The organism is Streptomyces sp. NPDC002004 (genome assembly GCF_053593975.1).
Map to the genome: position 1 here is coordinate 18,406 of NZ_JBSFDP010000008.1, position 22,116 is coordinate 40,521.

General features: G+C 71.3%; 20 protein-coding genes. 14 read left to right on the forward strand and 6 right to left on the reverse strand.

Translation table 11 applies throughout. The features are described 5' to 3' along the window. Positions 1-89: 89 nt before the first annotated feature. Positions 90-884, forward strand: a complete 795-nt coding sequence (locus tag ACWCP6_RS14985; protein ID WP_450932845.1) for a phosphatase — start codon at positions 90-92, stop codon at positions 882-884. Positions 885-959: 75 nt separating this feature from the next. Here ACWCP6_RS14985 and ACWCP6_RS14990 read toward each other — a convergent pair whose 3' ends face one another. The 4 genes from ACWCP6_RS14990 to ACWCP6_RS15005 form a co-directional block, all read right to left on the reverse strand. Next, positions 960-1,940: a cation diffusion facilitator family transporter gene (locus ACWCP6_RS14990; protein WP_450932846.1), complete on the reverse strand. Its 981-nt coding sequence runs from the start codon at positions 1,938-1,940 to the stop codon at positions 960-962. Between the two features lie 19 nt (positions 1,941-1,959). Then, positions 1,960-2,835 (reverse strand): acyl-CoA thioesterase II, encoded by an 876-nt coding sequence (gene tesB / locus ACWCP6_RS14995; RefSeq protein WP_450932847.1) that lies wholly within the window; start codon positions 2,833-2,835, stop codon positions 1,960-1,962. A 53-nt stretch (positions 2,836-2,888) separates the two neighbouring features. Next, positions 2,889-4,046, reverse strand: coding sequence for an acyl-CoA dehydrogenase family protein (locus tag ACWCP6_RS15000; protein ID WP_450932848.1), 1,158 nt, complete (start codon positions 4,044-4,046; stop codon positions 2,889-2,891). A 63-nt stretch (positions 4,047-4,109) separates the two neighbouring features. Continuing rightward, positions 4,110-4,748, reverse strand: a complete 639-nt coding sequence (locus ACWCP6_RS15005; RefSeq protein ID WP_450932849.1) for an SACE_7040 family transcriptional regulator — start codon at positions 4,746-4,748, stop codon at positions 4,110-4,112. A 100-nt stretch (positions 4,749-4,848) separates the two neighbouring features. Between ACWCP6_RS15005 and ACWCP6_RS15010 the strand changes: the two genes are divergently transcribed. The 10 genes from ACWCP6_RS15010 to ACWCP6_RS15055 all read left to right on the forward strand — a co-directional run bounded on the left by ACWCP6_RS15010 (position 4,849) and on the right by ACWCP6_RS15055 (position 18,050). After that, entirely contained in the window at positions 4,849-6,465 is a 1,617-nt protein-coding gene (locus ACWCP6_RS15010; RefSeq protein ID WP_450932850.1) for a carboxyl transferase domain-containing protein, read from the forward strand. 17 nt (positions 6,466-6,482) lie between these two features. After that, positions 6,483-8,432, forward strand: coding sequence for an acetyl/propionyl/methylcrotonyl-CoA carboxylase subunit alpha (locus ACWCP6_RS15015; protein WP_450932851.1), 1,950 nt, complete (start codon positions 6,483-6,485; stop codon positions 8,430-8,432). Next, entirely contained in the window at positions 8,429-9,400 is a 972-nt protein-coding gene (locus ACWCP6_RS15020) for a hydroxymethylglutaryl-CoA lyase (RefSeq protein WP_450932852.1), read from the forward strand. The genes ACWCP6_RS15015 and ACWCP6_RS15020 overlap by 4 nt, the downstream gene beginning before the upstream one ends. A 2-nt stretch (positions 9,401-9,402) precedes the next feature. Continuing rightward, a complete protein-coding gene (locus ACWCP6_RS15025) occupies positions 9,403-10,563 on the forward strand; it encodes an acyl-CoA dehydrogenase family protein (protein ID WP_450933053.1) in 1,161 nt (386 codons plus the stop codon). Positions 10,564-10,798: 235 nt separating this feature from the next. Next, on the forward strand, positions 10,799-11,845 hold the full coding sequence (locus ACWCP6_RS15030) for an ABC transporter substrate-binding protein (RefSeq protein ID WP_450932853.1): 1,047 nt from the start codon (positions 10,799-10,801) through the stop codon (positions 11,843-11,845). Between the two features lie 83 nt (positions 11,846-11,928). Beyond that, positions 11,929-12,783 (forward strand): siderophore-interacting protein, encoded by an 855-nt coding sequence (locus ACWCP6_RS15035; RefSeq protein WP_450932854.1) that lies wholly within the window; start codon positions 11,929-11,931, stop codon positions 12,781-12,783. Positions 12,784-13,014: 231 nt separating this feature from the next. Then, positions 13,015-14,457 (forward strand): pyridoxal phosphate-dependent decarboxylase family protein, encoded by a 1,443-nt coding sequence (locus ACWCP6_RS15040; protein WP_450932855.1) that lies wholly within the window; start codon positions 13,015-13,017, stop codon positions 14,455-14,457. Then, on the forward strand, positions 14,441-15,706 hold the full coding sequence (locus ACWCP6_RS15045) for a lysine N(6)-hydroxylase/L-ornithine N(5)-oxygenase family protein (protein WP_450932856.1): 1,266 nt from the start codon (positions 14,441-14,443) through the stop codon (positions 15,704-15,706). Before ACWCP6_RS15040 ends, ACWCP6_RS15045 begins: the two co-directional genes overlap by 17 nt. Further along, a complete protein-coding gene (locus tag ACWCP6_RS15050) occupies positions 15,703-16,248 on the forward strand; it encodes a GNAT family N-acetyltransferase (protein WP_450932857.1) in 546 nt (181 codons plus the stop codon). The genes ACWCP6_RS15045 and ACWCP6_RS15050 overlap by 4 nt, the downstream gene beginning before the upstream one ends. After that, positions 16,245-18,050, forward strand: a complete 1,806-nt coding sequence (locus ACWCP6_RS15055) for an IucA/IucC family protein (protein WP_450932858.1) — start codon at positions 16,245-16,247, stop codon at positions 18,048-18,050. Before ACWCP6_RS15050 ends, ACWCP6_RS15055 begins: the two co-directional genes overlap by 4 nt. 55 nt (positions 18,051-18,105) lie before the next feature. Here the strand turns inward: ACWCP6_RS15055 and ACWCP6_RS15060 are convergent, their stop codons facing one another. Then, positions 18,106-19,722, reverse strand: a complete 1,617-nt coding sequence (locus tag ACWCP6_RS15060; protein WP_450932859.1) for a beta-N-acetylhexosaminidase — start codon at positions 19,720-19,722, stop codon at positions 18,106-18,108. Between the two features lie 140 nt (positions 19,723-19,862). On the opposite strand from ACWCP6_RS15060, the gene ACWCP6_RS15065 reads away from it, so the two are divergent. Then, entirely contained in the window at positions 19,863-20,732 is an 870-nt protein-coding gene (locus ACWCP6_RS15065; RefSeq protein ID WP_450932860.1) for a DUF4429 domain-containing protein, read from the forward strand. 220 nt (positions 20,733-20,952) lie between these two features. Here ACWCP6_RS15065 and ACWCP6_RS15070 read toward each other — a convergent pair whose 3' ends face one another. Continuing rightward, a complete protein-coding gene (locus ACWCP6_RS15070) occupies positions 20,953-21,597 on the reverse strand; it encodes a TetR/AcrR family transcriptional regulator (RefSeq protein WP_450932861.1) in 645 nt (214 codons plus the stop codon). 72 nt (positions 21,598-21,669) lie between these two features. Between ACWCP6_RS15070 and ACWCP6_RS15075 the strand changes: the two genes are divergently transcribed. Next, positions 21,670-21,909: a hypothetical protein gene (locus tag ACWCP6_RS15075; RefSeq protein WP_450932862.1), complete on the forward strand. Its 240-nt coding sequence runs from the start codon at positions 21,670-21,672 to the stop codon at positions 21,907-21,909. Between the two features lie 5 nt (positions 21,910-21,914). After that, positions 21,915-22,070: a hypothetical protein gene (locus tag ACWCP6_RS15080; RefSeq protein WP_450932863.1), complete on the forward strand. Its 156-nt coding sequence runs from the start codon at positions 21,915-21,917 to the stop codon at positions 22,068-22,070. Positions 22,071-22,116 lie beyond the last annotated feature (46 nt).

The following is a 22,116-nucleotide window of genomic DNA, read 5'->3' on the forward strand; positions in this document are numbered from 1 at the left end:
CCCGGGCCGGGGGCAGAACCGAGTGACCCGCGTCCCATGGCTCGGGACACCGCCCCCCGCATGGGGGACGCCCCGGCACAATGGGACCCATGCCGATATCCGGGACACCCACCCGCGCCGCCCTCGTCGACCATCTCGTCCGCACCCGCATCGCGGGACCCGTGGCCACCCCTCGCGAGAACAACCTCTCCCACTACCGCAAGCTCGCGAACGGCGACCGCCACTACTGGCTGGGGCTGGAGCTCGGCGACCGCTGGAGCGACGAGCAGGACGTGCTCGCTGTGATGGCCGAGAGATGCGGTGTCAACGACGACCCGGAGCACCGGTTCGGGCAGGACACCATCGACCCCGAGCTGACGGTGGACGCCCTGGAGCGGATGGCGGCCCGGCTGCGCAAGGCTGCCGCCGGACGGCAGAGCGTGCTCTTCGCCACCGGCCACCCCGGCGGCCTGCTCGACGTGCACCGCGCCACGGCCGCCGCACTGCGCGCCGCCGGATGCGAGATCGTCGTCATCCCCGAGGGCCTGCACACCGACGAGGCCATGGTCTTCCAGTTCGCGGACGTCGCCGTGCTGGAGCGGGGCGCGACCCTGTGGCACACCCACGCGCCGGAGCCGATGGCCGCGATCCTCGACGGCCTCGAGCGCGAGGGCCGCCCCCAGCCGGACCTGGTCGTCGCGGACCACGGCTGGGCGGGCTGCGCGGGACAGCGGGGCATCGACTCCGTCGGGTACGCCGACTGCAACGACCCGGCCCTGTTCATCGGCGAGGCCGAGGGCACCCTCCAGGTGACGGTCCCGCTCGACGACCACGTCACGAGCCCGCGGTACTACGACCCGATGACGGCGTACCTGCTGGCGGCGGCCGGACTGGACGCCGCCTGACCGGAGCACCCGTACCGTCCGGGCCCCGGTCCCGCCGGGGCCGTCGGAGGTGTAGGGGCCGTCAGGGCCGCCGGATCATTCGACGCCGGCGGAACGCACCCGGTCGCGCTCGCCGGGCCCCGGTGTGGGGTCGAGATACACCCGGCGGATCGCCGGGAAGCGCTCCCGCAGCCGCTTCTCGGTGTTCTCGCAGGCCCACTCGATCTCCGCGGCGGTGGACACGTCCCGGAAGCCGACCTTCGCCGCGATCATCACCTCCTGGGGACCCTGCACCAGGGTGACCAGTTCCAGGACGTCGACGACATGCGGGTCCTCCAGGATGCGGTCGCGCACCTCGCGGCGCATCTCACGGGGCAGCGGCTGCCCGATCAGCAGTTGCGCGTTGGACCTGCCCAGCACCCAGGCGACGTACAGCAGCAGCACGCCGATGCAGAGCGAGGCGACGCCGTCCCAGACCGACGAGCCGGTCAGCTGGCCGCCCAGCAGCCCGCCCGCGGCCAGCACCAGGCCGACGAGCGCCGCGGTGTCCTCCATGACGACCGCCTTCACGGCGGTGTCGGGCGTGTGCCGGAGGTAGCGGCCCACGGACGCGTCGAAACGGTTCGCCTGCCCCCGTGCCTGGCGGATGCCGGTGCGCAGGGAGATGCCCTCCAGCACGAAGGCGACCCCGAGCACGATGTAGGAGGCGACGGGGTCGCCGAGCTCCTCGCCCGCCGTCAGCGCGTGCACCCCGTCGTAGACCGAGAAGACGGCGCCGCCGACGAAGGTGGCGACGGCGGCGAGGAGCGCCCAGATGTACCGCTCGGGGCCGTAGCCCAGCGGGTGGTCCTCGTCGGCCGGTCGCCCCCCGCGCTTGACCGAGGCGAGCAGCAGCACCTCCGTGACGGTGTCGGCACACGAGTGCGCCGCCTCCGACAGCATCGCGCTGGACCCGCTGATCACCCCCGCGACGGCCTTGGCCAGCGCCACTCCGAGATTGGCCAAAGCCGCGACCACCACGGTGAATGCGCTCTCGCTGCCGGCCTCGGTCTCGACGAACTCACCTTCTGCGCCCATACCGGGGACGTATGCCCGGCTACGGGCGGGGCACGCGGACCACGCCCTCCTGGATCACGGAGATCGCCAGCCGCCCGTCCTGCGTGTAGATGCGGGCCTGTCCGAGTCCGCGCCCACCGGACGCCGAAGGGGACTCCTGGTCGTACAGGAGCCATTCGTCCGCGCGGAACGGCCGGTGGAACCACATCGCGTGGTCCAGCGACGCCCCGACCACGTCCCCGATCGCCCAGCCGCCCCGCCCGTGGGCGAGGAGCACCGAGTCGAGCAGGGTCATGTCGGAGACGTAGGTCGCCAGACAGACATGGAGCAACGGGTCGTCCGCGAGTTTGCCGTTGGTGCGGAACCAGACCTGGGAGCGCGGCTCCCGCGGCTCGCCCACGCTGCCGAACGGGGGCGCGTCGGCGTAGCGGAGGTCCACCGCCTCGCGCGCCTCGATGAGCCGCTGGACCATGTCCGGGTCGTGGAAGACGTCGGCGTACTGCGGCAGCATCTCGGCGGCCGTCGGCAGCGTCTCGGGGTCCGGCGCGTACGGCATGTCCGCCTGGTGCTCCATCCCCTCCTCGTGCGTCTGGAAGGACGCGGAGAGGTGGAAGATCGGGTGGCCGTGCTGGACCGCGACGACCCGCCGCGTGGTGAAGGAGCGCCCGTCGCGGATGCGGTCCACCGTGTACACGATCGGCGCGCCCGGATCGCCCGGGCGCAGGAAGTACGCGTGCAGCGAGTGGGCGAGGCGGTCCTCGGGGACCGTGCGTCCGGCGGCGACCAGGGCCTGTGCGGCGACCTGGCCGCCGAAGACGCGGGGGACGACGGCGGAGCGTGACTGTCCGCGGAAGATGTCCTGCTCGATCCGCTCCAGGTCGAGCAGATCGAGCAGGGACTGGAGTGCCTGACTCATGGTGTCAGTTGTACCGTGCAGCCTTCTCGGGTTTCCCTGTCGTCCCGGAGCCCCTACAGGCCCATGTTCTTGGCGATGATCATCTTCATGACCTCGCTGGTGCCGCCGTAGATGCGGTTGACGCGGTTGTCGGCGTACAGGCGGGCGATCGGGTACTCGTTCATGAAGCCGTAGCCGCCGTGCAGCTGGAGGCAGCGGTCGATGACCCGGTGCGCGACCTCGGTGTTGAACAGCTTGGCGCTGGCGGCCTCGGCCGCGCTCAGCTCACCGGCGTCGAGGGCCTCGAGTGCGCGGTCGGCGACGGCCTCGGCCGCGTCCACCTCGGCCTGGCAGGCGGCGAGTTCGAACTTGGTGTTCTGGAAGGAGGCGACGGTCTTGCCGAAGACGGTGCGCTCCTGCACGTACTGCTGGGCGAACCGCACGGCGGCCTTGGCCTGCGCGTACGCGCCGTAGGCGATGCCCCAGCGCTCGGAGGGCAGGTTGGCGCCGAGGTAGTGGAACCCCTTGTTCTCCTCTCCGAGGAGGTCCTCGACCGGCACCTTCACGTCGACGAAGGCCAGCTCGGCGGTGTCGGAGGTCTTCAGGCCGAGCTTGTCGAGCTTGCGGCCGATGGAGTAGCCCTCGGACTTGGTGTCCACGGCGAACAGGGATATGCCGAAGCGGCGGTCGTCCTCGCGCGGGGCGGAGGTGCGGGCGCACACGATCACGCGGTCGGCGTGCACGCCGCCGGTGATGAAGGTCTTGGAGCCGTTGAGGACGTAGTGCGTGCCGTCCTCGGACAGCTTCGCGGTGGTCTTCATGCCCGCGAGGTCGGAGCCGGTGCCCGGCTCGGTCATCGCGAGGGCCCACATCTCCTCGGCGCTGACGAACTTCGGCAGGTAGCGCTTCTTCTGCTCGTCGGAGGCGAGCATCTTGATGTACGGCAGGGCGAGCAGCACGTGCACGCCGGAGCCACCGAAGGTGACGCCCGCGCGGGCGGTCTCCTCGTACTGGACGGCCTCGAACTTATGCGTCTCCAGGCCGGCGCCGCCGAACTCCTCGGGGACGTTGATGCCGAAGATGCCCAGCTCGGCGAGCTTGTAGTAGAACTCGCGCGGGACCTGGCCCGCGGCGAACCACTCGTCGTGGACCGGGACGACCTCGGCCTCGATGAAGGCGCGCAGAGTCTCCCGGAACGCCTCGTGATCCTCGTTGAAAACCGTACGGCGCACTGTCTCGCTCCTCCACCGGTACCTGTCTAAGCGCTTGCTCATGCGCAAGCTACCGGCCGGTCACTACGCCTGTCCAGAGACGGAGGTCACTCCTCCACTTGCCGGGAGGTCGCCCGAGGCGGCCGACTCGAACGCCCCACGCGCCATCCGGTGCAGCAGCTCCGCCGTCGTCGTACGACCCGGCAGGGAGGCCGGGCGACTCAGATGCGGCGTGGAGTTGAGCAGCCCGAAGACGGCGTGCACGGCCGCCCGGGCACCCGTTTCGACGAACCCGGGATAGACCTTGCCGACGGCCTCGACCCACAGCTCGACGTACTGCCGCTGGAGCTGGCGCACCAGCTTGCGGTCGCTGTCCCGCAGGCGGTCCAGCTCCCGGTCGTGCAGGGTGATCAGCGGGCGGTCGTCGAGCGCGAAGTCGATGTGCCCCTCGATGAGCGAGTCGAGGACCGCCTCAGGATCGCCGTCGGTCTCGGCGACCCGCCGCTTGCCACCGGTCAGCAGCTGCTCGCTGATGCCGACGAGCAGCTCGGCGAGCATCGCGTCCTTGCCGGCGAAGTGGCGGTAGAGGCCCGGGCCGCTGATGCCGACCGCGGCTCCTATCTCGTCCACGCCGACCCCGTGGAAGCCCCGCTCGGCGAAGAGCCGCGCGGCCTCCTTGAGGATCTGCTCACGGCGGGTGGGTGCGTCGGTTCTGGTCGCCATGAAATCAATTCTAGACAGGGAGGTTAGCGGTCGTTAACCTGAAGGAAACGCGTTAACGGTCATTAACAAGTGCGCGGCTCTGATAAGGGGGCTCGACACGATGCAAGAGGCACCGGTGCTGGGGACGGCGGCTGATCCCGCCTCCGAGGCCTGGCGGGCCAACGAGGATGCGCACCGCGCCCTCGTCGACGATCTGCGCGCCCGCCTCGGGCGGGTGGCGCTCGGCGGTGGTGAGCGGGCCCGCTCGCGGCACACCGCGCGCGGCAAGCTGCTCCCGAGGGACCGGGTGGACACGCTCCTCGACCCGGGCTCGCCCTTCCTGGAGCTGGCGCCGCTGGCCGCCGAGGGCATGTACGGCGGGGACGCACCCGCCGCGGGTGTGATCGCCGGGATCGGCCGGGTCGCGGGCCGCGAGTGCGTGGTCGTCGCCAACGACGCCACGGTCAAGGGCGGCACGTACTACCCGATGACGGTGAAGAAGCACCTGCGCGCCCAGGAGGTGGCGCTGGAGAACCGTCTCCCCTGCGTCTACCTCGTGGACTCCGGCGGCGCCTTCCTGCCGATGCAGGACGAGGTGTTCCCCGACCGGGAGCACTTCGGGCGGATCTTCTACAACCAGGCCCGGATGTCGGGGGCCGGTATCCCCCAGATCGCGGCCGTCCTCGGCTCCTGCACGGCCGGCGGGGCGTACGTCCCGGCGATGAGCGACGAGGCCGTCATCGTGCGCGGCCAGGGCACGATCTTCCTGGGCGGGCCGCCCTTGGTGAAGGCCGCGACCGGCGAGGTCGTGACCGCCGAGGAGCTCGGCGGCGGCGAGGTCCACTCCCGGGTCTCCGGTGTGACGGACCACCTCGCCGAGGACGACGCGCACGCGCTGCGCATCGTGCGGAACATCGCCGCGACCCTCCCGCGGCGCGGTCCGCTGCCGTGGCAGGTCGAGACGGCCGAGGAGCCGAAGGTCGACCCGTACGGGCTGTACGGCGCGGTGCCGGTGGACTCGCGCACCCCGTACGACGTCCGCGAGGTCATCGCGCGCGTGGTCGACGGCTCCCGCTTCGCCGAGTTCAAGGCGGAGTTCGGCCAGACGCTCGTCACCGGCTTCGCCCGCATCCAGGGCCACCCGGTCGGGATCGTCGCCAACAACGGCATCCTGTTCTCCGAGTCGGCCCAGAAGGGCGCCCACTTCATCGAGCTGTGCGACCAGCGCGGCATCCCGCTCGTCTTCCTGCAGAACATCTCCGGCTTCATGGTCGGCCGGGACTACGAGGCGGGCGGCATCGCCAAGCACGGCGCCAAGATGGTCACCGCCGTGGCGTGCACACGCGTGCCGAAGCTGACCGTGGTGATCGGCGGTTCGTACGGCGCCGGCAACTACTCGATGTGCGGCCGGGCGTACTCCCCGCGCTTCCTGTGGATGTGGCCCAACGCCAAGATCTCCGTGATGGGCGGCGAGCAGGCCGCATCGGTCCTCGCGACCGTCAAGCGGGACCAGATGGAGGCACGCGGCGAGCAGTGGCCCGCCGAGGACGAGGAGGCCTTCAAGGCTCCGGTCCGCGCCCAGTACGAGGAGCAGGGCAACGCCTACTACGCGACCGCCCGCCTCTGGGACGACGGCGTGATCGACCCGCTGGAGACCCGGCAGGTGCTGGGCCTGGCACTGACGGCCTGCGCCAACGCCCCGCTGGGTGACCCCGGCTTCGGCGTCTTCCGGATGTGAGGGGACGGATGACCACCATGTTCGACACAGTCCTTGTGGCCAACCGCGGCGAGATCGCGGTCCGCGTCATCCGTACGCTGCGGGCGCTCGGCATCCGTTCGGTCGCCGTGTTCAGCGACGCCGACGCGGACGCCCGGCACGTGCGTGAGGCCGACACGGCCGTACGGATCGGACCGGCACCGGCCGCCGAGAGCTATCTGTCGGTCGAGCGGCTGCTGGAGGCGGCCCGCCGCACCCGCGCCCAGGCGGTGCACCCCGGGTACGGCTTCCTCGCCGAGAACGCGGACTTCGCACGCGCCTGCGCCGACGCCGGGCTGGTCTTCATCGGACCGCCCGCCGAGGCGATCTCCCTCATGGGCGACAAGATCCGCGCCAAGGAGACGGTGCGGACGGCCGGGGTGCCGGTGGTGCCGGGCTCGAGCGGCAGCGGCCTGACCGACGCCGAACTGGCCGATGCGGCAGGCGAGATCGGCATGCCGGTGCTGCTGAAGCCGTCCGCGGGCGGCGGCGGCAAGGGCATGCGGCTGGTGCGCGACGAGGCGCTGCTCGCCGACGAGATCGCCGCGGCCCGGCGCGAGGCCCGCGCCTCCTTCGGCGACGACACCCTGCTCGTGGAGCGCTGGGTCGACCGACCCCGGCACATCGAGATCCAGGTACTCGCCGACGGCCACGGCAACGTCGTCCACCTCGGCGAGCGCGAGTGCTCCCTGCAGCGCCGCCACCAGAAGATCATCGAGGAGGCGCCGAGCGTCCTGCTCGACGAGGGGACCCGTGCCGCGATGGGCGAGGCCGCCGTCCAGGCGGCGCGCTCCTGCGGCTACCGAGGCGCCGGCACGGTCGAGTTCATCGTCCCGGGCGGCGACCCCTCCTCGTACTACTTCATGGAGATGAACACCCGGCTGCAGGTGGAGCACCCGGTCACGGAGTTCGTCACCGGTCTCGACCTGGTCGAGTGGCAGATCCGCGTCGCCGCGGGCGAGCACCTGCCGTACGAGCAGAAGGACATCACCCTCACCGGGCACGCCGTCGAGGCCCGGATCTGCGCCGAGGACCCCGCGCGCGGGTTCCTGCCGTCCGGCGGCACGGTGCTCGCGCTGCGCGAGCCCCAGGGCGACGGGGTGCGCACCGACTCGGGGCTGAGCGAGGGCACGGAGGTCGGCAGCCTCTACGACCCGATGCTGTCGAAGGTCATCGCCTACGGCCCCGACCGCCCCACCGCGCTGCGCCGGCTGCGCGCCGCCCTCGCCGAGACGGTCACCCTGGGCGTGCACACCAACGCCGGGTTCCTGCGCCGGCTGCTGGCCCATCCGGCCGTGGTGAGCGGCGACCTGGACACCGGGCTGGTCGAGCGGGAGGTCGAGGGGCTGATCGACGGCGCCGTGCCGGAGGAGGTGTACGAGGCGGCGGCCGCCGTGCGCCTCGACGCCCTGGGGCCCCGGGGCGAGGGCTGGACGGATCCCTTCTCCGTGCCGAGCGGCTGGCGGCTGGGCGGCACCCCCGCACCCGTCGGCTTCCCCCTCCGGGTGCCGGGACTCGAACCCGTCACGCACCGCCCGCGCGGCGCCGGCACCGTCACGCCCGACGAGGTCGCGGTCACCCTCGACGGGGTGCGCCACACCTTCCGGCGCGCCGGGGAGTGGCTGGGGCGCGACGGCGACGCCTGGCAGGTGCGCGACCACGACCCGGTGGCCGAGGCGCTGGCCGGGGCCGCACGGGCGGGCGGGGACTCGCTGACCGCTCCGATGCCGGGCACGGTCACCGTCGTGAAGGTGGCCGTCGGCGACGAGGTGGCCGCGGGCCAGAGCCTGCTGGTGGTCGAGGCGATGAAGATGGAGCACGTCATCTCCGCCCCGCACGCCGGCACGGTCACCGAGCTGGACGTCACCCCGGGCGCCACGGTCGCCATGGACCAGGTGCTGGCCGTGATCGCTCCCGTGGAGCAGGACGGGGAGGGGGCCGCGCAATGAGCGCCGCCGGACTGCCCATGACCGTGCCGACCCAGGACCTGCCCGCCCGGGTGAGGATCCACGAGGTCGGAGCGCGGGACGGGCTCCAGAACGAGAAGACGGTCGTACCGACCGAGGTCAAGGCGGAGTTCATCCGCCGTCTCGCCGGGGCCGGACTGACGACCGTCGAGGCGACCAGCTTCGTGCATCCGAAGTGGGTGCCCCAACTGGCCGACGCGGCAACCCTGTTCCCGATGGTGCGGGACGTCGAGGGGGTCGCGCTGCCCGTCCTCGTGCCGAACGAGCGCGGGCTCGACCGGGCCGTCGAACTCGGCGTCCGCCGTATCGCCGTCTTCGGGTCGGCGACCGAGACCTTCGCGTCGCGCAATCTGAACCGCACCATCGACGAGTCGCTGGCCATGTTCGAGCCGGTGGTCGCCCGCGCCAAGGACGCGAGGATGCATGTCCGCGGCTATCTCTCGATGTGCTTCGGCGACCCCTGGGAGGGTGCGGTCCCCATCCACCAGGTGGTCCGGGTCGCCAAGCAGCTGATGGACCTCGGCTGCGACGAGCTGAGCCTCGGCGACACCATCGGCGTGGCCACGCCCGGCCATGTGCTGACGCTGCTCGCCGAACTGAACGAGGAGGGCGTGCCGACCAGCGCCATCGGCGTGCACTTCCACGACACGTACGGCCAGGCGCTCGCCAACACCCTGGCGGCGCTGCAGCACGGCGTCACCACGGTAGACGCCTCCGCCGGCGGCCTCGGCGGCTGCCCGTACGCGAAGAGCGCCACCGGGAACCTCGCCACCGAGGACCTGGTGTGGATGCTCGACGGCCTCGGCATCGAGACCGGGGTCGATCTGGGCCGTCTGACCGCCACGAGCGCGTGGATGGCCGAGCAGCTGGGCCGGCCCAGCCCGTCCCGCACCGTCCGTGCCCTGACCGGGGCATCCACGGACCCGTCCCCCAAGGAGTCCCCGTCATGACGATCGACCACCGGCTCTCCCCGGAGCACGAGGAACTGCGCCGCACCGTCGAGGAGTTCGCCCACGACGTCGTCGCGCCGAAGATCGGCGACTTCTACGAGCGCCACGAGTTCCCGTACGAGATCGTGCGCGAGATGGGCCGCATGGGGCTGTTCGGGCTGCCGTTCCCCGAGGAGTACGGCGGGATGGGCGGCGACTACCTGGCGCTGGGCCTGGCCCTGGAGGAGCTCGCCCGCGTCGACTCGTCCGTGGCCATCACGCTGGAGGCGGGGGTGTCGCTCGGCGCCATGCCGATCCACCTCTTCGGCACCGACGAGCAGAAGCGCGAGTGGCTGCCGCGGCTGTGCTCCGGCGAGATCCTGGGCGCGTTCGGGCTGACCGAGCCGGACGGCGGCTCCGACGCGGGCGCCACGCGCACGACGGCCCGCCTCGACGAGGCGACGAACGAATGGGTCATCAACGGTTCGAAGTGCTTCATCACCAACTCGGGCACGGACATCACGGGCCTGGTGACGGTGACGGCGGTCACGGGCCGCAAGCCCGACGGCAAGCCGCAGATCTCCTCGATCATCGTCCCCTCCGGCACCCCCGGTTTCACCGTCGCGGCGCCGTACTCGAAGGTCGGCTGGAACGCCTCCGACACGCGTGAGCTGTCCTTCGCCGATGTGCGCGTGCCCGCCGAGAACCTCCTCGGCACCGAGGGCCGCGGCTACGCGCAGTTCCTCCGCATCCTCGACGAGGGCCGTATCGCGATCGCGGCACTCGGCACGGGCCTGGCGCAGGGCTGCGTGGACGAGTCGGTGAAGTACGCCAAGGAGCGCCATGCGTTCGGCCGTCCGATCGGCGCGAACCAGGCCATCCAGTTCAAGATCGCCGACATGGAGATGAAGGCCCACACAGCCCGCCTCGCCTGGCGCGACGCGGCGTCCCGGCTGGTCAGCGGCGAGCCGTTCAAGAAGGAGGCGGCACTCGCCAAGCTCTACTCCTCGACGGTCGCCGTGGACAACGCCCGCGAGGCCACCCAGATCCACGGCGGCTACGGCTTCATGAACGAGTACCCGGTGGCCCGTATGTGGCGCGACTCCAAGATCCTGGAGATCGGCGAGGGCACGAGCGAGGTCCAGCGCATGCTGATCGCCCGGGAGTTGGGGCTGACGTCCTGAACCGGCACCCCGTCATGTGACACCCGTAGAGCGGTATGCCCCCCGTGCGTCGACGCACGGGGGGCATACCGCTGTACGGGCCGGCCCGGACGCCGACGGCCGTGTGCGCCGCCGGGTCCCCGCGGGGAGGGCGAAGGGCCCGGGCCGCCCCCTGGACAGGAACTGAGGTTAGGCTAACCTATCTTCCGTTCCGTGATCCCGCCGCTCGGTCGGCACGTCCGAAAGCAGCCCCGCCATGCCCCATGCCCGACTTGCCCGTCCCGCCCGTCGCAGCGTTCTCGCCGCGGGCGGCGCCCTCGGACTCGGCGCCCTGCTGACCGCCTGCGGAGGCGGCGACTCCACGACTTCGGACAAGGCCAAGGGCGGCGCCGCACAGTCAGGGAAGTGGAGCTTCAAGGACGACCGCGGCACCACCGTGGGGGCCGACAAGGTCCCGGCGAACATCGTCGCCTTCACCGGCGTGGCCGCCGCGCTGTACGACTACGGCGTCGAGGTCAAGGGCGTGTTCGGCCCGACGAGGACCAAGGACGGCAAGCCGGACGTCCAGGCCGGCGACATGGACATCAGCAAGCTCACGGTCCTCGGAAACGAGTGGGGCCAGTTCAACATCGAGAAGTACGCGGGCCTCGCGCCCGACGTCCTGGTCTCCACGATGTTCGACGACAAGGGCACCCTCTGGTACGTCCCCGACGAGTCCAAGGACAAGATCCTCCAGGTCGGCGCGCCGACCGTCGGCATCTCCGTCTACGACCGCCAGATGACCGCGCCCCTGCAGCGCCTCCTCGACCTCGCCGCCTCGCTCGGCGCCGATGTGAAGTCCGCGAAGGTCACCGCGGCGAAGAAGCGCTTCGAGGACGCGTCGGCCCGGCTGCGCAAGGCGGCCAAGGCCAACCCGCACATCAGGGTCCTCGTCGGCTCCGCGAGCCAGGACCTGTTCTACGTCTCCGGCTCCAACCTCTCCGCGGACCTGGAGTACTTCAAGGCCCTCGGCGTGAACATCGTCGAGCCGCCCGCGAAGGCCCTGAAGGCCAGCGGCGGCTGGTTCGAGAACCTCAGCTGGGAGAACGTCGACAAGTACCCGGCGGACATCATCATGATGGACAACCGCACCTCGGCGATCCAGCCCGCCGACATCACCAAGGGCACCTGGAAGAAGCTCCCCGCCGTCAAGGCCGGTCAGGTCGTCCCGCGCGTCACCGAGCCCATCTTCTCGTACGACAAGTGCGCCCCGATCCTCGAGGACCTCGCCGAGGCCATCGAGAAGGCCAAGAAGGTCGGCTGACCGAGCCGCCGCCCGGCCGGTCACCGCACCCGGGCCGGCCGACACCCCCGCATCCCGCCCCCTGACGTGTTTCAGGAGCACTCATGACGACGGCCGTAGCCGCCCCGTTCCGTTTCTTCTCCCTCCAGGTCGCACGGACGAGGCGGCTCGGTCCGTCCCTGGTCCGTGTCACCTTCCAGGGGCCCGATCTGCACGCCTTCGCCTCCGCGGGCCGCGACCAGAGCCTGTCGCTCTTCCTGCCGCACCCGGGCCAGCCCGAGCCCGTCGTACCGCTGGACGAGGGCGACGCCTGGTGGCAGGCCTGGCGTGAACTTCCCGACGACGTACGGGCCGTGATGCGCTCGTACACACTGCGGGCGCTGCGCCGGGACGCTCTCGGCAGCACGGTCGAGATCGACATCGACTTCGCGCTGCACGGCGTCGGACCGGGAGGCGGCGCCCCGGCGGGCCCCGCGTCCCGCTGGGCGTCCCGGGCAGCGGCCGGCGACCGCGTCCTGCTGCTCGGGCCCGCGATCGAGGACAACACCGCGATCCGCTTCCGCCCGCCCGCGGACACCGACCTGGTCGTGCTGTGGGCGGACGAGACCGCCCTGCCCGCCGCCTCGGCCATCCTGGAGTGGCTGCCGCCGGGCCTGCGCACCCAGGTGTTCCTGGAGGTCCAGCACACGGCGGACCGGCTGCCGTTGAGCACCGCGGCCGACGCGCACATCACCTGGCTCGTACGCGACGAGGGCGCGCCCTCGGGCGCCGACGCCGTGCGCGCGGCCCGACTCCCCTACACCCGGACCCCGTACGCCTGGATCGCCGGTGAGTCGGGGTCCGTCAAGGAGCTGCGGCGGCACCTCGTACGGGAGCGCGGGATCGACCGCAAGAGCGTCACGTTCGTCGGCTACTGGCGCCGAGGGCTGACGGAGGAGCAGCTGCGCGCGGCGGAGTAGCACGTCAACTCCTGGTGGACACGCGGCCGTTGGGGCCGAATTGGTGTGCGACCGGAGAGGTGTACGCGTACGGTTGGATCAGTCGGCCGTGGCGACAAGTCGACGCAAAGCCGCCCTTGGGACGGGGTCCCGGGTTGACTTAGGTTAGGCTAACCTAAGTTTGACCTTGCGGCCCCGCCCCTTCCCGTAGCGGCCCGTCACCTCTTCGCGCCCCGCCCCGGAGGACCCTTCATGCGCTCCCACCTGCTCAATGACACGACCGCGGATCAGTACCGCCGCAGTGTGACCGAGGGAATCGAGCGGGTGGCGGCCAGACTCGCCACCACCGAGCGGCCGTTCACCGGAGTGTCCGTGGACGAGCTCACCCCCCGCATCGACGCGATCGACCTGGACCAGCCCCTCCACGACACCACCGCCGCCCTCGACGAGCTCGAGGAGGTCTACCTCCGCGACGCCGTCTACTTCCACCACCCGCGCTACCTCGCCCACCTGAACTGCCCGGTCGTCATCCCGGCCGTGCTCGGCGAGGCCGTCCTGTCCGCCGTGAACTCCTCGCTGGACACCTGGGACCAGTCCGCGGGCGGCACCCTCATCGAGCGCAGGCTCATCGACTGGACCACCGGGCGGGCCGGCCTCGGACCGGCCGCGGACGGCGTGTTCACCAGCGGCGGCAGCCAGTCCAACCTCCAGGCACTGCTCCTCGCCCGCGAGGAGGCCAAGACCGACGACCTGTCGAAACTGCGCATCCTCACCTCCGAGGTGAGCCACTTCAGCGTCAAGAAGTCCGCGAAGCTGCTGGGCCTCGGCCCGGACGCCGTCGTGTCCCTGCCCTGCGACCAGGACAAGCGCATGCAGACCCTCGCGCTCGCCCGCGAGCTGAGCCGCTGCGAGCGCGAGGGCCTCGTTCCGATGGCCGTCGTCGCCACCGCGGGCACCACCGACTTCGGCTCCATCGACCCGCTCCCGGAGATCGCCGACCTGTGCGCCGAGCACAGCACCTGGATGCACGTCGACGCCGCCTACGGCTGCGGCCTGCTCGCCTCCCGCACCCGGCGGCATCTGCTCGACGGGATCGAGCGCGCCGACTCGGTCACCGTGGACTACCACAAGTCCTTCTTCCAGCCGGTGAGTTCCAGCGCGCTGCTGGTCCGTGACGCCGCCACGCTGCAGCACGCCACCTACCACGCGGACTACCTCAACCCGCGGCGCGCCGTGCAGGAGCGCATCCCCAACCAGGTGGACAAGTCCCTGCAGACCACCCGCCGCTTCGACGCCCTCAAGCTATGGATGACCCTGCGCGTCATGGGCGCCGACGGCATCGGCGGGCTGTTCGACGAGGTCTGCGACCTGGCGGGCGAGGGCTGGCGGATGCTCGCCGCCGACCCCCGCTACGACGTCGTCGTCGAACCCAGGCTGTCCACCATCGTCTTCCGCTACGTCCCGGCCGACATCACCGACCCGGCCGACATCGACCGCGCCAACCTGTACGCCCGCAAGGCCCTGTTCACCTCCGGCGACGCCGTCGTCGCGGGCACCAAGGTCGGCGGCCGCCACTACTTGAAGTTCACCCTGCTCAACCCCGAGACGACGCCCGCGGACATCGCGGCCGTCCTCGACCTGATCGCCGGCCACGCCGAGCAGTACCTGGGAGAGAACCTTGACCGCGCCAGCTGAAACGTACGACTTCGTGGGGATCGGGCTGGGCCCCTTCAACCTCGGCCTGGCCTGCCTGACCGAACCCCTCGACGCGCTGAACGGCGTCTTCCTGGAGACCAAGCCCGACTTCGACTGGCACTCCGGAATGTTCCTGGAGGGCGCCCACCTCCAGACCCCGTTCATGTCGGACCTGGTGACCCTCGCGGACCCGACGTCCCCGTACTCCTTCCTCAACTACCTGAAGGAGTCCGGCCGGCTGTACTCCTTCTACATCCGCGAGAACTTCTATCCGCTGCGCACCGAGTACAACGACTACTGCCGCTGGGCCGCCGGGAAGCTCTCCAGCATCCGCTTCGGCACGACGGTGACGGAGGTGACGCACGAGGACGGCGTCTACCACGTCCGCACCACCGCGGGCGAGACCTACCGCGCCCGGCACCTCGTCCTCGGCACCGGCACCCCGCCCCACATCCCCGAGGCCTGCGCGGACCTCGGCGGCGACTTCATCCACAACTCCCGCTACCTCCAGCACAAGGCGGAGCTCCAGCGCAAGGAGTCGATCACGCTGATCGGCAGCGGCCAGTCCGCCGCCGAGATCTACTACGACCTGCTGAGCGAGATCGACGTCCACGGCTATCGGCTGAACTGGGTCACGCGCTCCCCGCGCTTCTTCCCGCTCGAGTACACCAAGCTCACGCTGGAGATGACCTCACCCGAGTACATCGACTACTTCCACGCGCTGCCCGAGGAGACCCGCTACCGCCTCGAAACCCAGCAGAAAGGTCTCTTCAAGGGCATCGACGGCGAACTCATCGACGCGATCTTCGACCTGCTCTACCAGAAGAGCATCGCCGGACCCGTCCCCACGCGCCTGCTCACCAACACGGCCCTGGAGAGCGCCTCGTACGACGACGGCGCCTACACCCTCGGCCTGCGCCAGCAGGAGCAGGGCAAGGACTTCGCCCTGCGCACCGAGGGCCTGATCCTGGCCACGGGCTACAGCTATGCGCCGCCCGCCTTCCTGGACCCCGTGCGCGACCGCATCCGCTGGGACTCCCGCGGACGCTTCGACGTCGCCCGGAACTACTCCGTCGACACCACGGGCCGCGGCATCTTCGTCCAGAACGCCTCCGTCCACACCCACAGCATCACCAGCCCCGACCTCGGCATGGGCCCGTACCGCAACGCGTACATCATCCGCGAGCTGCTCGGCAGCGAGCCCTACCCCGTCGAGAAGACCATCGCGTTCCAGGAGTTCTCCGTATGACCACCGGCATCGGGACCTTCGGCATCCGTCCCCTCGAACCCCTCGCCGACTCCGAGCTCGTGCACGGCTGGGTCACGCACCCCAAGGCCGCCTTCTGGCTGATGCAGGACGCCCGGCTCCAGGACGTGGAGCGGGAGTACATGGCGATCGCCGCGGCCGAGCACCACGACGCGTTCATCGGCCTGCACGACGGGGAGCCCGCCTTCCTCATGGAGCGGTACGACCCCGCGCACGTCGAGCTCGTCGGGCTCTACGACCCCGAGCCCGGGGACGTCGGCATGCACTTCCTCGTGGCGCCGTCCGACACACCCGTGCACGGCTTCACGCGGGCGGTCATCACCGCGGTGATGACGCATCTGTTCGCCGACCCCGGGACCCGGCGGGTCGTCGTCGAGCCCGACGTGGGCAACACGGCGGTGCACCGGCTGAACGAGGCCGTCGGCTTCGTCCCCGAGCGGGAGATCCAGAAGCCGGAGAAGCGGGCACTGCTCAGCTTCTGCACCCGTGACCGGTTCGAGGCCGCCCTGGGAGCCGCCATATGACCCTGTCGCCCACCGCGTCCGCCACCGCCCCGGCGTCCGACGCCGTCGCCCATCTCTCCCCCGGGCGCTGGGCGCTCGCCAACCGGCTGCTGATCCGCAAGGCACTCGCCGAATTCGCCCATGAGCGGCTGCTGCGCCCGGAGGCCACCGACGACGGCCGGTACGAGGTCCGCAGCGACGACGGCCAGACCCGTTACCGCTTCGCCGCCCGGCTCTTCCGGCTCGACCACTGGCAGGTGCTGCCCGAGTCGATCACCCGGCACCGCGACGGTGCCGAACTCCCGCTGGAGGCCCTGGACTTCTTCGTCGAGCTGAAGAAGACGCTGGGCATCGCGGACGACATCCTCCCGGTCTACCTGGAGGAGATCTCCTCCACGCTCTCGGGCACCTGCTACAAGCTCGCCGAACCGGCGCTGTCCTCCGGCGAGCTCACCCACGCGGGCTTCCAGGCGATCGAGACCGGCATGACCGAGGGCCACCCCTGCTTCGTCGCCAACAACGGCAGGCTCGGCTTCGGCATCCACGAATACCTGTCGTACGCCCCCGAGGCCGCGCGCCCGGTCCGGCTGGTCTGGCTCGCCGCGCACCGCGACCGTGCCGCCTTCTCGGCCGGCGCCGGCCTGGACTACGAGTCCCTGATGCGGGCCGAACTCGGCGAGCAGACCCTCGCGCGGTTCGCCGCCACGCTGACCGGCCTCGGGCTCGAACCCGACGACTACCTCCTGCTGCCCGTCCACCCCTGGCAGTGGTGGAACAAGCTCGCGGTGACCTTCGCGGCGGAGGTGGCCACGCGGCGGATCGTCGTGCTCGGCGAGGGCGAGGACGACTATCTGGCCCAGCAGTCGATCCGTACGTTCTTCAACACGAGCGACCCGGCCAAGCACTATGTGAAGACCGCCCTGTCGGTCCTCAACATGGGGTTCATGCGGGGCCTGTCGGCGGCATACATGGAGGCCACCCCGGCGATCAACGACTGGCTGGCCGCCCTCGTCGACTCCGACCCGGTGCTGAAGTCGACGGGCCTGTCCGTCATCCGCGAGCGGGCCTCGGTCGGCTACCGGCACCTGGAGTACGAGGCGGCGACCGACCGCTACTCGCCGTACCGCAAGATGCTCGCGGCGCTGTGGCGGGAGAGCCCCGTGCCCTCGCTCGCGCCGGGCGAGCGGCTCGCCACGATGGCGTCGCTGCTGCACACCGACCGCGACGGCGGCTCCTTCGTGGGCGCGCTCGTCACGGAGTCAGGGCTGGACGCCGCCGACTGGCTGCGCGGCTATCTGCGGGCCTATCTGACGCCCCTGCTGCACAGCTTCTACGCGTACGACCTGGTGTTCATGCCGCACGGCGAGAACGTCATCCTCGTGCTCGGCGAGGACGGCACGGTCCGGCGGGCGGTCTTCAAGGACATCGCCGAGGAGATCGCCGTCATGGACCCGCACGCGGTGCTGCCGCCCGCGGTGGAGCGGATCCGGGTCGAGGTGCCCGACGACCAGAAGCTGCTGTCGATCTTCACCGACGTCTTCGACTGCTTCTTCCGCTTCCTCGCGGCGCAGCTCGTCACGGACGGCCTGCTCGACGAGGACACCTTCTGGGGGGCCGTCGCGTCCTGCGTACGGGAGTACCAGGCGTCCGCCCCGCAGCTCGCGGAGAAGTTCGCGCAGTACGACCTGTTCGCGCCCGAGTTCGCGCTGTCCTGCCTGAACCGGCTCCAGCTGCGCAACAACCGGCAGATGGTGGACCTCTCCGACCCGTCGGGGGCCCTCCAGCTGGTCGGCACGCTGGACAACCCGCTCGCCGGGTCCTGAGACGGGAGGGCGCCCCCGGACCACGGTCCCTCCGGGGGCGCCCTCCCCCTTGTGCTCAGTCCGTGGGCCAGGGCACCTGCGGCGACCGGTAGTAGGCGATGCCGAGGGCGTCCCACCGGGGCCCCTGGGCGGCGAGCCGCACCCTGTACGCGTCCCAGTCGTGGGTGCCCGCCGGGGACCAGCCCAGTTCCGCGATGCCGGGCAGCCGCGGGAACGCCATGTACTCGATGTCCGCGGACTTGGTGAGGGTCTCGGACCACAGCGGTGCTTCCACGCCCAGGACCGCGTCGGCGGGCGCACCCGCGAGATACGTTCCCGGATCCCAGTCGTAGGAGCGCTGCACCTCCACATAGCCCGCCCAGGCAAGCCCGAGCTCGGTCTGCGGGTTGTACTTCATGTCGAGGTAGGCGCGGTCCGCCGGGGACAGGACGAGCCGGGTGCCGTGCTGCGCGGCGGCCGCGACCTGTGCGCGCTCGGCCGCGCCGGTGTCGTCGTAGCCCCAGTACTGGGCGACCGCGCCCGGCGCCGGGTGCGCACCGGTGAGCTGGTGCCAGCCGATGACCGTCCTGCCGTACTTGGCGACGACGGGCTGCACCTTGTCCATGAAGGCCACGTAGTCCTCGTGGCTGGTGGAGTGCGCCTCGTCACCGCCGATGTGCAGATAACGGCCCGGGGTGATCGCGGCCAGCTCGCGGATCACGTCGTCCACGAAGTCGTACGTCACCGGCTTGGGCACGCACAGCGAGCTGAAGCCGACGTCGGTGCCCGTGTAGAGGGGCGGGGCGGTGCCGTTGCAGTTCAACTCCGGGTAGGAGGCGAGGGCGGCGTTCGTGTGCCCCGGCATGTCGATCTCCGGGACCACCTCCAGATAACGCGAGGCGGCGTAGCGGACGATGTCCCGGTACTGCTCCTTGGTGTAGAAGCCGCCCGGCCCCCCGCCGACCTGGGTGGACCCGCCGTACGTCGCGAGCCGCGGCCAGGAGTCGATCGCGATGCGCCAGCCCTGGTCGTCGCTCAGATGCAGATGGAGCGTGTTGACCTTGTACATCGCCAGCTCGTCGATGTACCGCTCGACCTGCTCGACGGTGAAGAAGTGCCGTGACACGTCGAGCATCGCGCCGCGGTACGCATAGCGCGGGGTGTCCTGGACGGTGCCGCCCGCGACCGGCCAGGGGCCCGGCTGCCGCACGTCCTTCTCGACGGCCGCGGGTAGCAGCTGACGCAGCGTCTGCACTCCGTGGAAGAGTCCGGCCGGTCTGCGGGCGGTGACGGTGACGGCGTCCCCGCCGGAGGAGAGCCGGTAGCCCTCGTCGCCCAGCGCGCCCTCCCGCTCGCTCAGTTCGAGACGGATGCCGTCGCGGCCGTCGGCTGCGGTGACGGGCAGCCGGTAGCCGGTGGAGGGCCGCAGCACCCCGGCGAGATAGGAGCCGATACGCCACGCCTCGCCCGATCCGGGGGCGACGCGGATACGGGTCTTCGCGGTGATCTCGTACGCGGGTCCCCCGGGGTGCACGGAGGCGGGGGCGGGAACGACGCCGCCGAGCGGGGTGGCCTTCGCGGATGCGCCGGTGGCCCCGGGCGGGGCGGCTCCCAGGCCGAAGAGCCCGGCGGCCGCGACGAGCAGCAGCGAGCCGAACGCCCGGGTGGCCTTGTGGTGCTGGTGCTGTCTCACAAACGGTCCCTTCCACGAGCTTCGCAGGGGTTCGCATCTGTGGTGCTGAGCAACCGGTCGCCCACCATGGGTACCGTCCGCCCCAGCGGGGGTCAAGGTGTAGACCACTTCCCGGCGGGCGGGGGTGACAGAATCTCCGTATGGCGGAAATCATCCAGCGCGACGGTACGTGGACGTTCGACGGCGACACGCTGCGGCTGGTGCCCGGCCGTGACAAGTCCGTGAGTCTGCTGCGCAGCACGCTGGGTGAACTGGCCGTCCCGCGGCAGGCATTGGCCGGTATCTCCTTCGAACAGGGCCGCAAGTCGGGACGGCTGAGGATCCGTCTGCGGGACGGGGCGGACCCGCTGCTCCAGGTGACGGGCGGCAGGCTGAAGGACGCCGCCGACCCCTACCAGCTGACCGTCGACCCGGACCGCTACGGCGTCGCCGAGTACTTCGTGGACGAGGTACGGGACACCCTCCTGCTGGAGCAGGTGCCGTCGTCCGCGGTCGACTCGTATGTGCTGCCGGGCCCGTCGGTCCCGCTCTCGGTCTCCGCCGGCGACGGCACGGCGAGCTTCGACGGCGAGACGGTCCGGCTGGAGTGGAACTGGAAGACGGAGGAGGCGAAGGCGGCCGGGGGCGGGCGTTCCCTCCCGCTGGAGGACATCCTGGCCGTGGAGTGGCAGCCGGCGGCCGGCCTGGAGAACGGCTGCCTCCGCTTCACCGCGAAGAACTCGCCCACGAAGTCCCCGCCGAAGTACGACCCGAACGCGGTCGAACTCTGGGGCTTCAAGAAGGACCCGCTGATGGCGCTGATCGCCGCCGCCGTCCAGGCCCGTCTGCCGCATCCGTCCGGTGGCACCCCGCAGCCGGCCGCCGCACCCGCCGCCGGGGCCACGGCGCCGGCCGACGACCACGACACACTGCTCCGCCGACTGCGCGATCTCGGGGAGCTCCACCGCTCGGGCGTCCTGACGGACGACGAGTTCGCGTCGGCGAAGCAGGCGGTACTCAAGCGGATGTGACGCCGGGGGCCGACGCGGGTCGGCGCTCGGTGTGCGGCGCGCGACTGCGACGTGCGCTGGCGGCGCGGGGCGTACGGGCCCGGCGGGGCAGCGCGGGGCGTCCGGGGCCGGTGGGGCGTCCGGGACCGCCGGGCTCGGCGCGTGACGTTCGCCGCAGGGATTCGCCATGCAGCCTCGGCGACCCCCGGCGTGGGCGCAGGGCGTGCAGGGCCGCCGAGGGTCAGCCTGCGGCGTCCAACGCCGCTGCGGGCGAGGTCAGATCGGCCAGGTGCGCGCGCAGCGCGGACAGGCACGTCTGCGCGCTCACGACCTCCGGGTGCAGCACGGCGCCGAGACCGAGCCCGTCCAGCAGTGCGGTCAGGCGCTCGGTCTCGATGCCGAGGTCCCGGCCGGGGCCGAGGGTGCCGCTTTCGTCGAGACGGGTGAGCAGGCGGCGCACCAGTCCTCGCGCGCCTTCGGCGGCCTGGCGCGACAGCTCCTGGAGGGCCGGGTTGGTGCGGGCGGCCGTGTTGAAGTCGAGGAAGACGGTGACCTCGGCGCGGCGGTCGTCGTCCAGAGGCAGCAGCTCGGCCAGGAGGCCGGCCGCGAGCCGGAGCCGGTCCGGCCCGGGATGGCTGCCCAGATCGCCGATCTCCTCGACGCGCCGGACCAGCCGACCGCCGACCCGGTCGAGCATCGACTGCATGGCGAAGGTCATCAACTCCTGCTGGCCGGCGAAGTAGTGACGCAGGGAGCCGATGTTGAGCGCCGCCTCGTCGGCGACGGCGCGCAGGGAGGCGCGCTGCAGACCGTCCCGGACGACGACCCGGAACAGTGCGTCGACGACGTCACGGCGGCGGGCCTCCGGGTCCACGTACTTGGGCATGGAGCCTTTCTATCACGCCTGTGATACAACAGGATATATCACAAGCGTGATACAACCGACGGGAGGCTCTTCATGGAGACGTACCTCAACCTCATGCTCATCAGGTTCGGCCTGGTCGTGGGCGGTCTCGTCGTACTGGCCCTGGTGCTCTTCACCGTGGCCCTGGCCCTGAGGCGCAGGGGCAGGCTCGACCAGGTGCGGCGGTATGCGGACCCCGCGGTGCGGGCCGGGCTGCGCGCCGCGGCCCGCCGACTGGAGGGCCGGCAGAGCGGGGCGTACCAGCGGGCGCGCCGACGGGGCGAAGGACGGTGACCGCCGTGGCGGCGTCGTCCGATCTCCTGCAGCACCTGCTGCTGGACCGCGCGCTCAAGGCCGCCGTCGTCCTGGTGGCACTGGTCGTCCTGGCACTCGGGATGCGACTGATCTGGCGCAGGACAGGGCGCCCGCGGCCGCCCAGGGAGCGGGGGCGCTGAGCGGCCCGCTTCGGGGCCACCCGGCACGCCCGGCAACGCAAAAGCC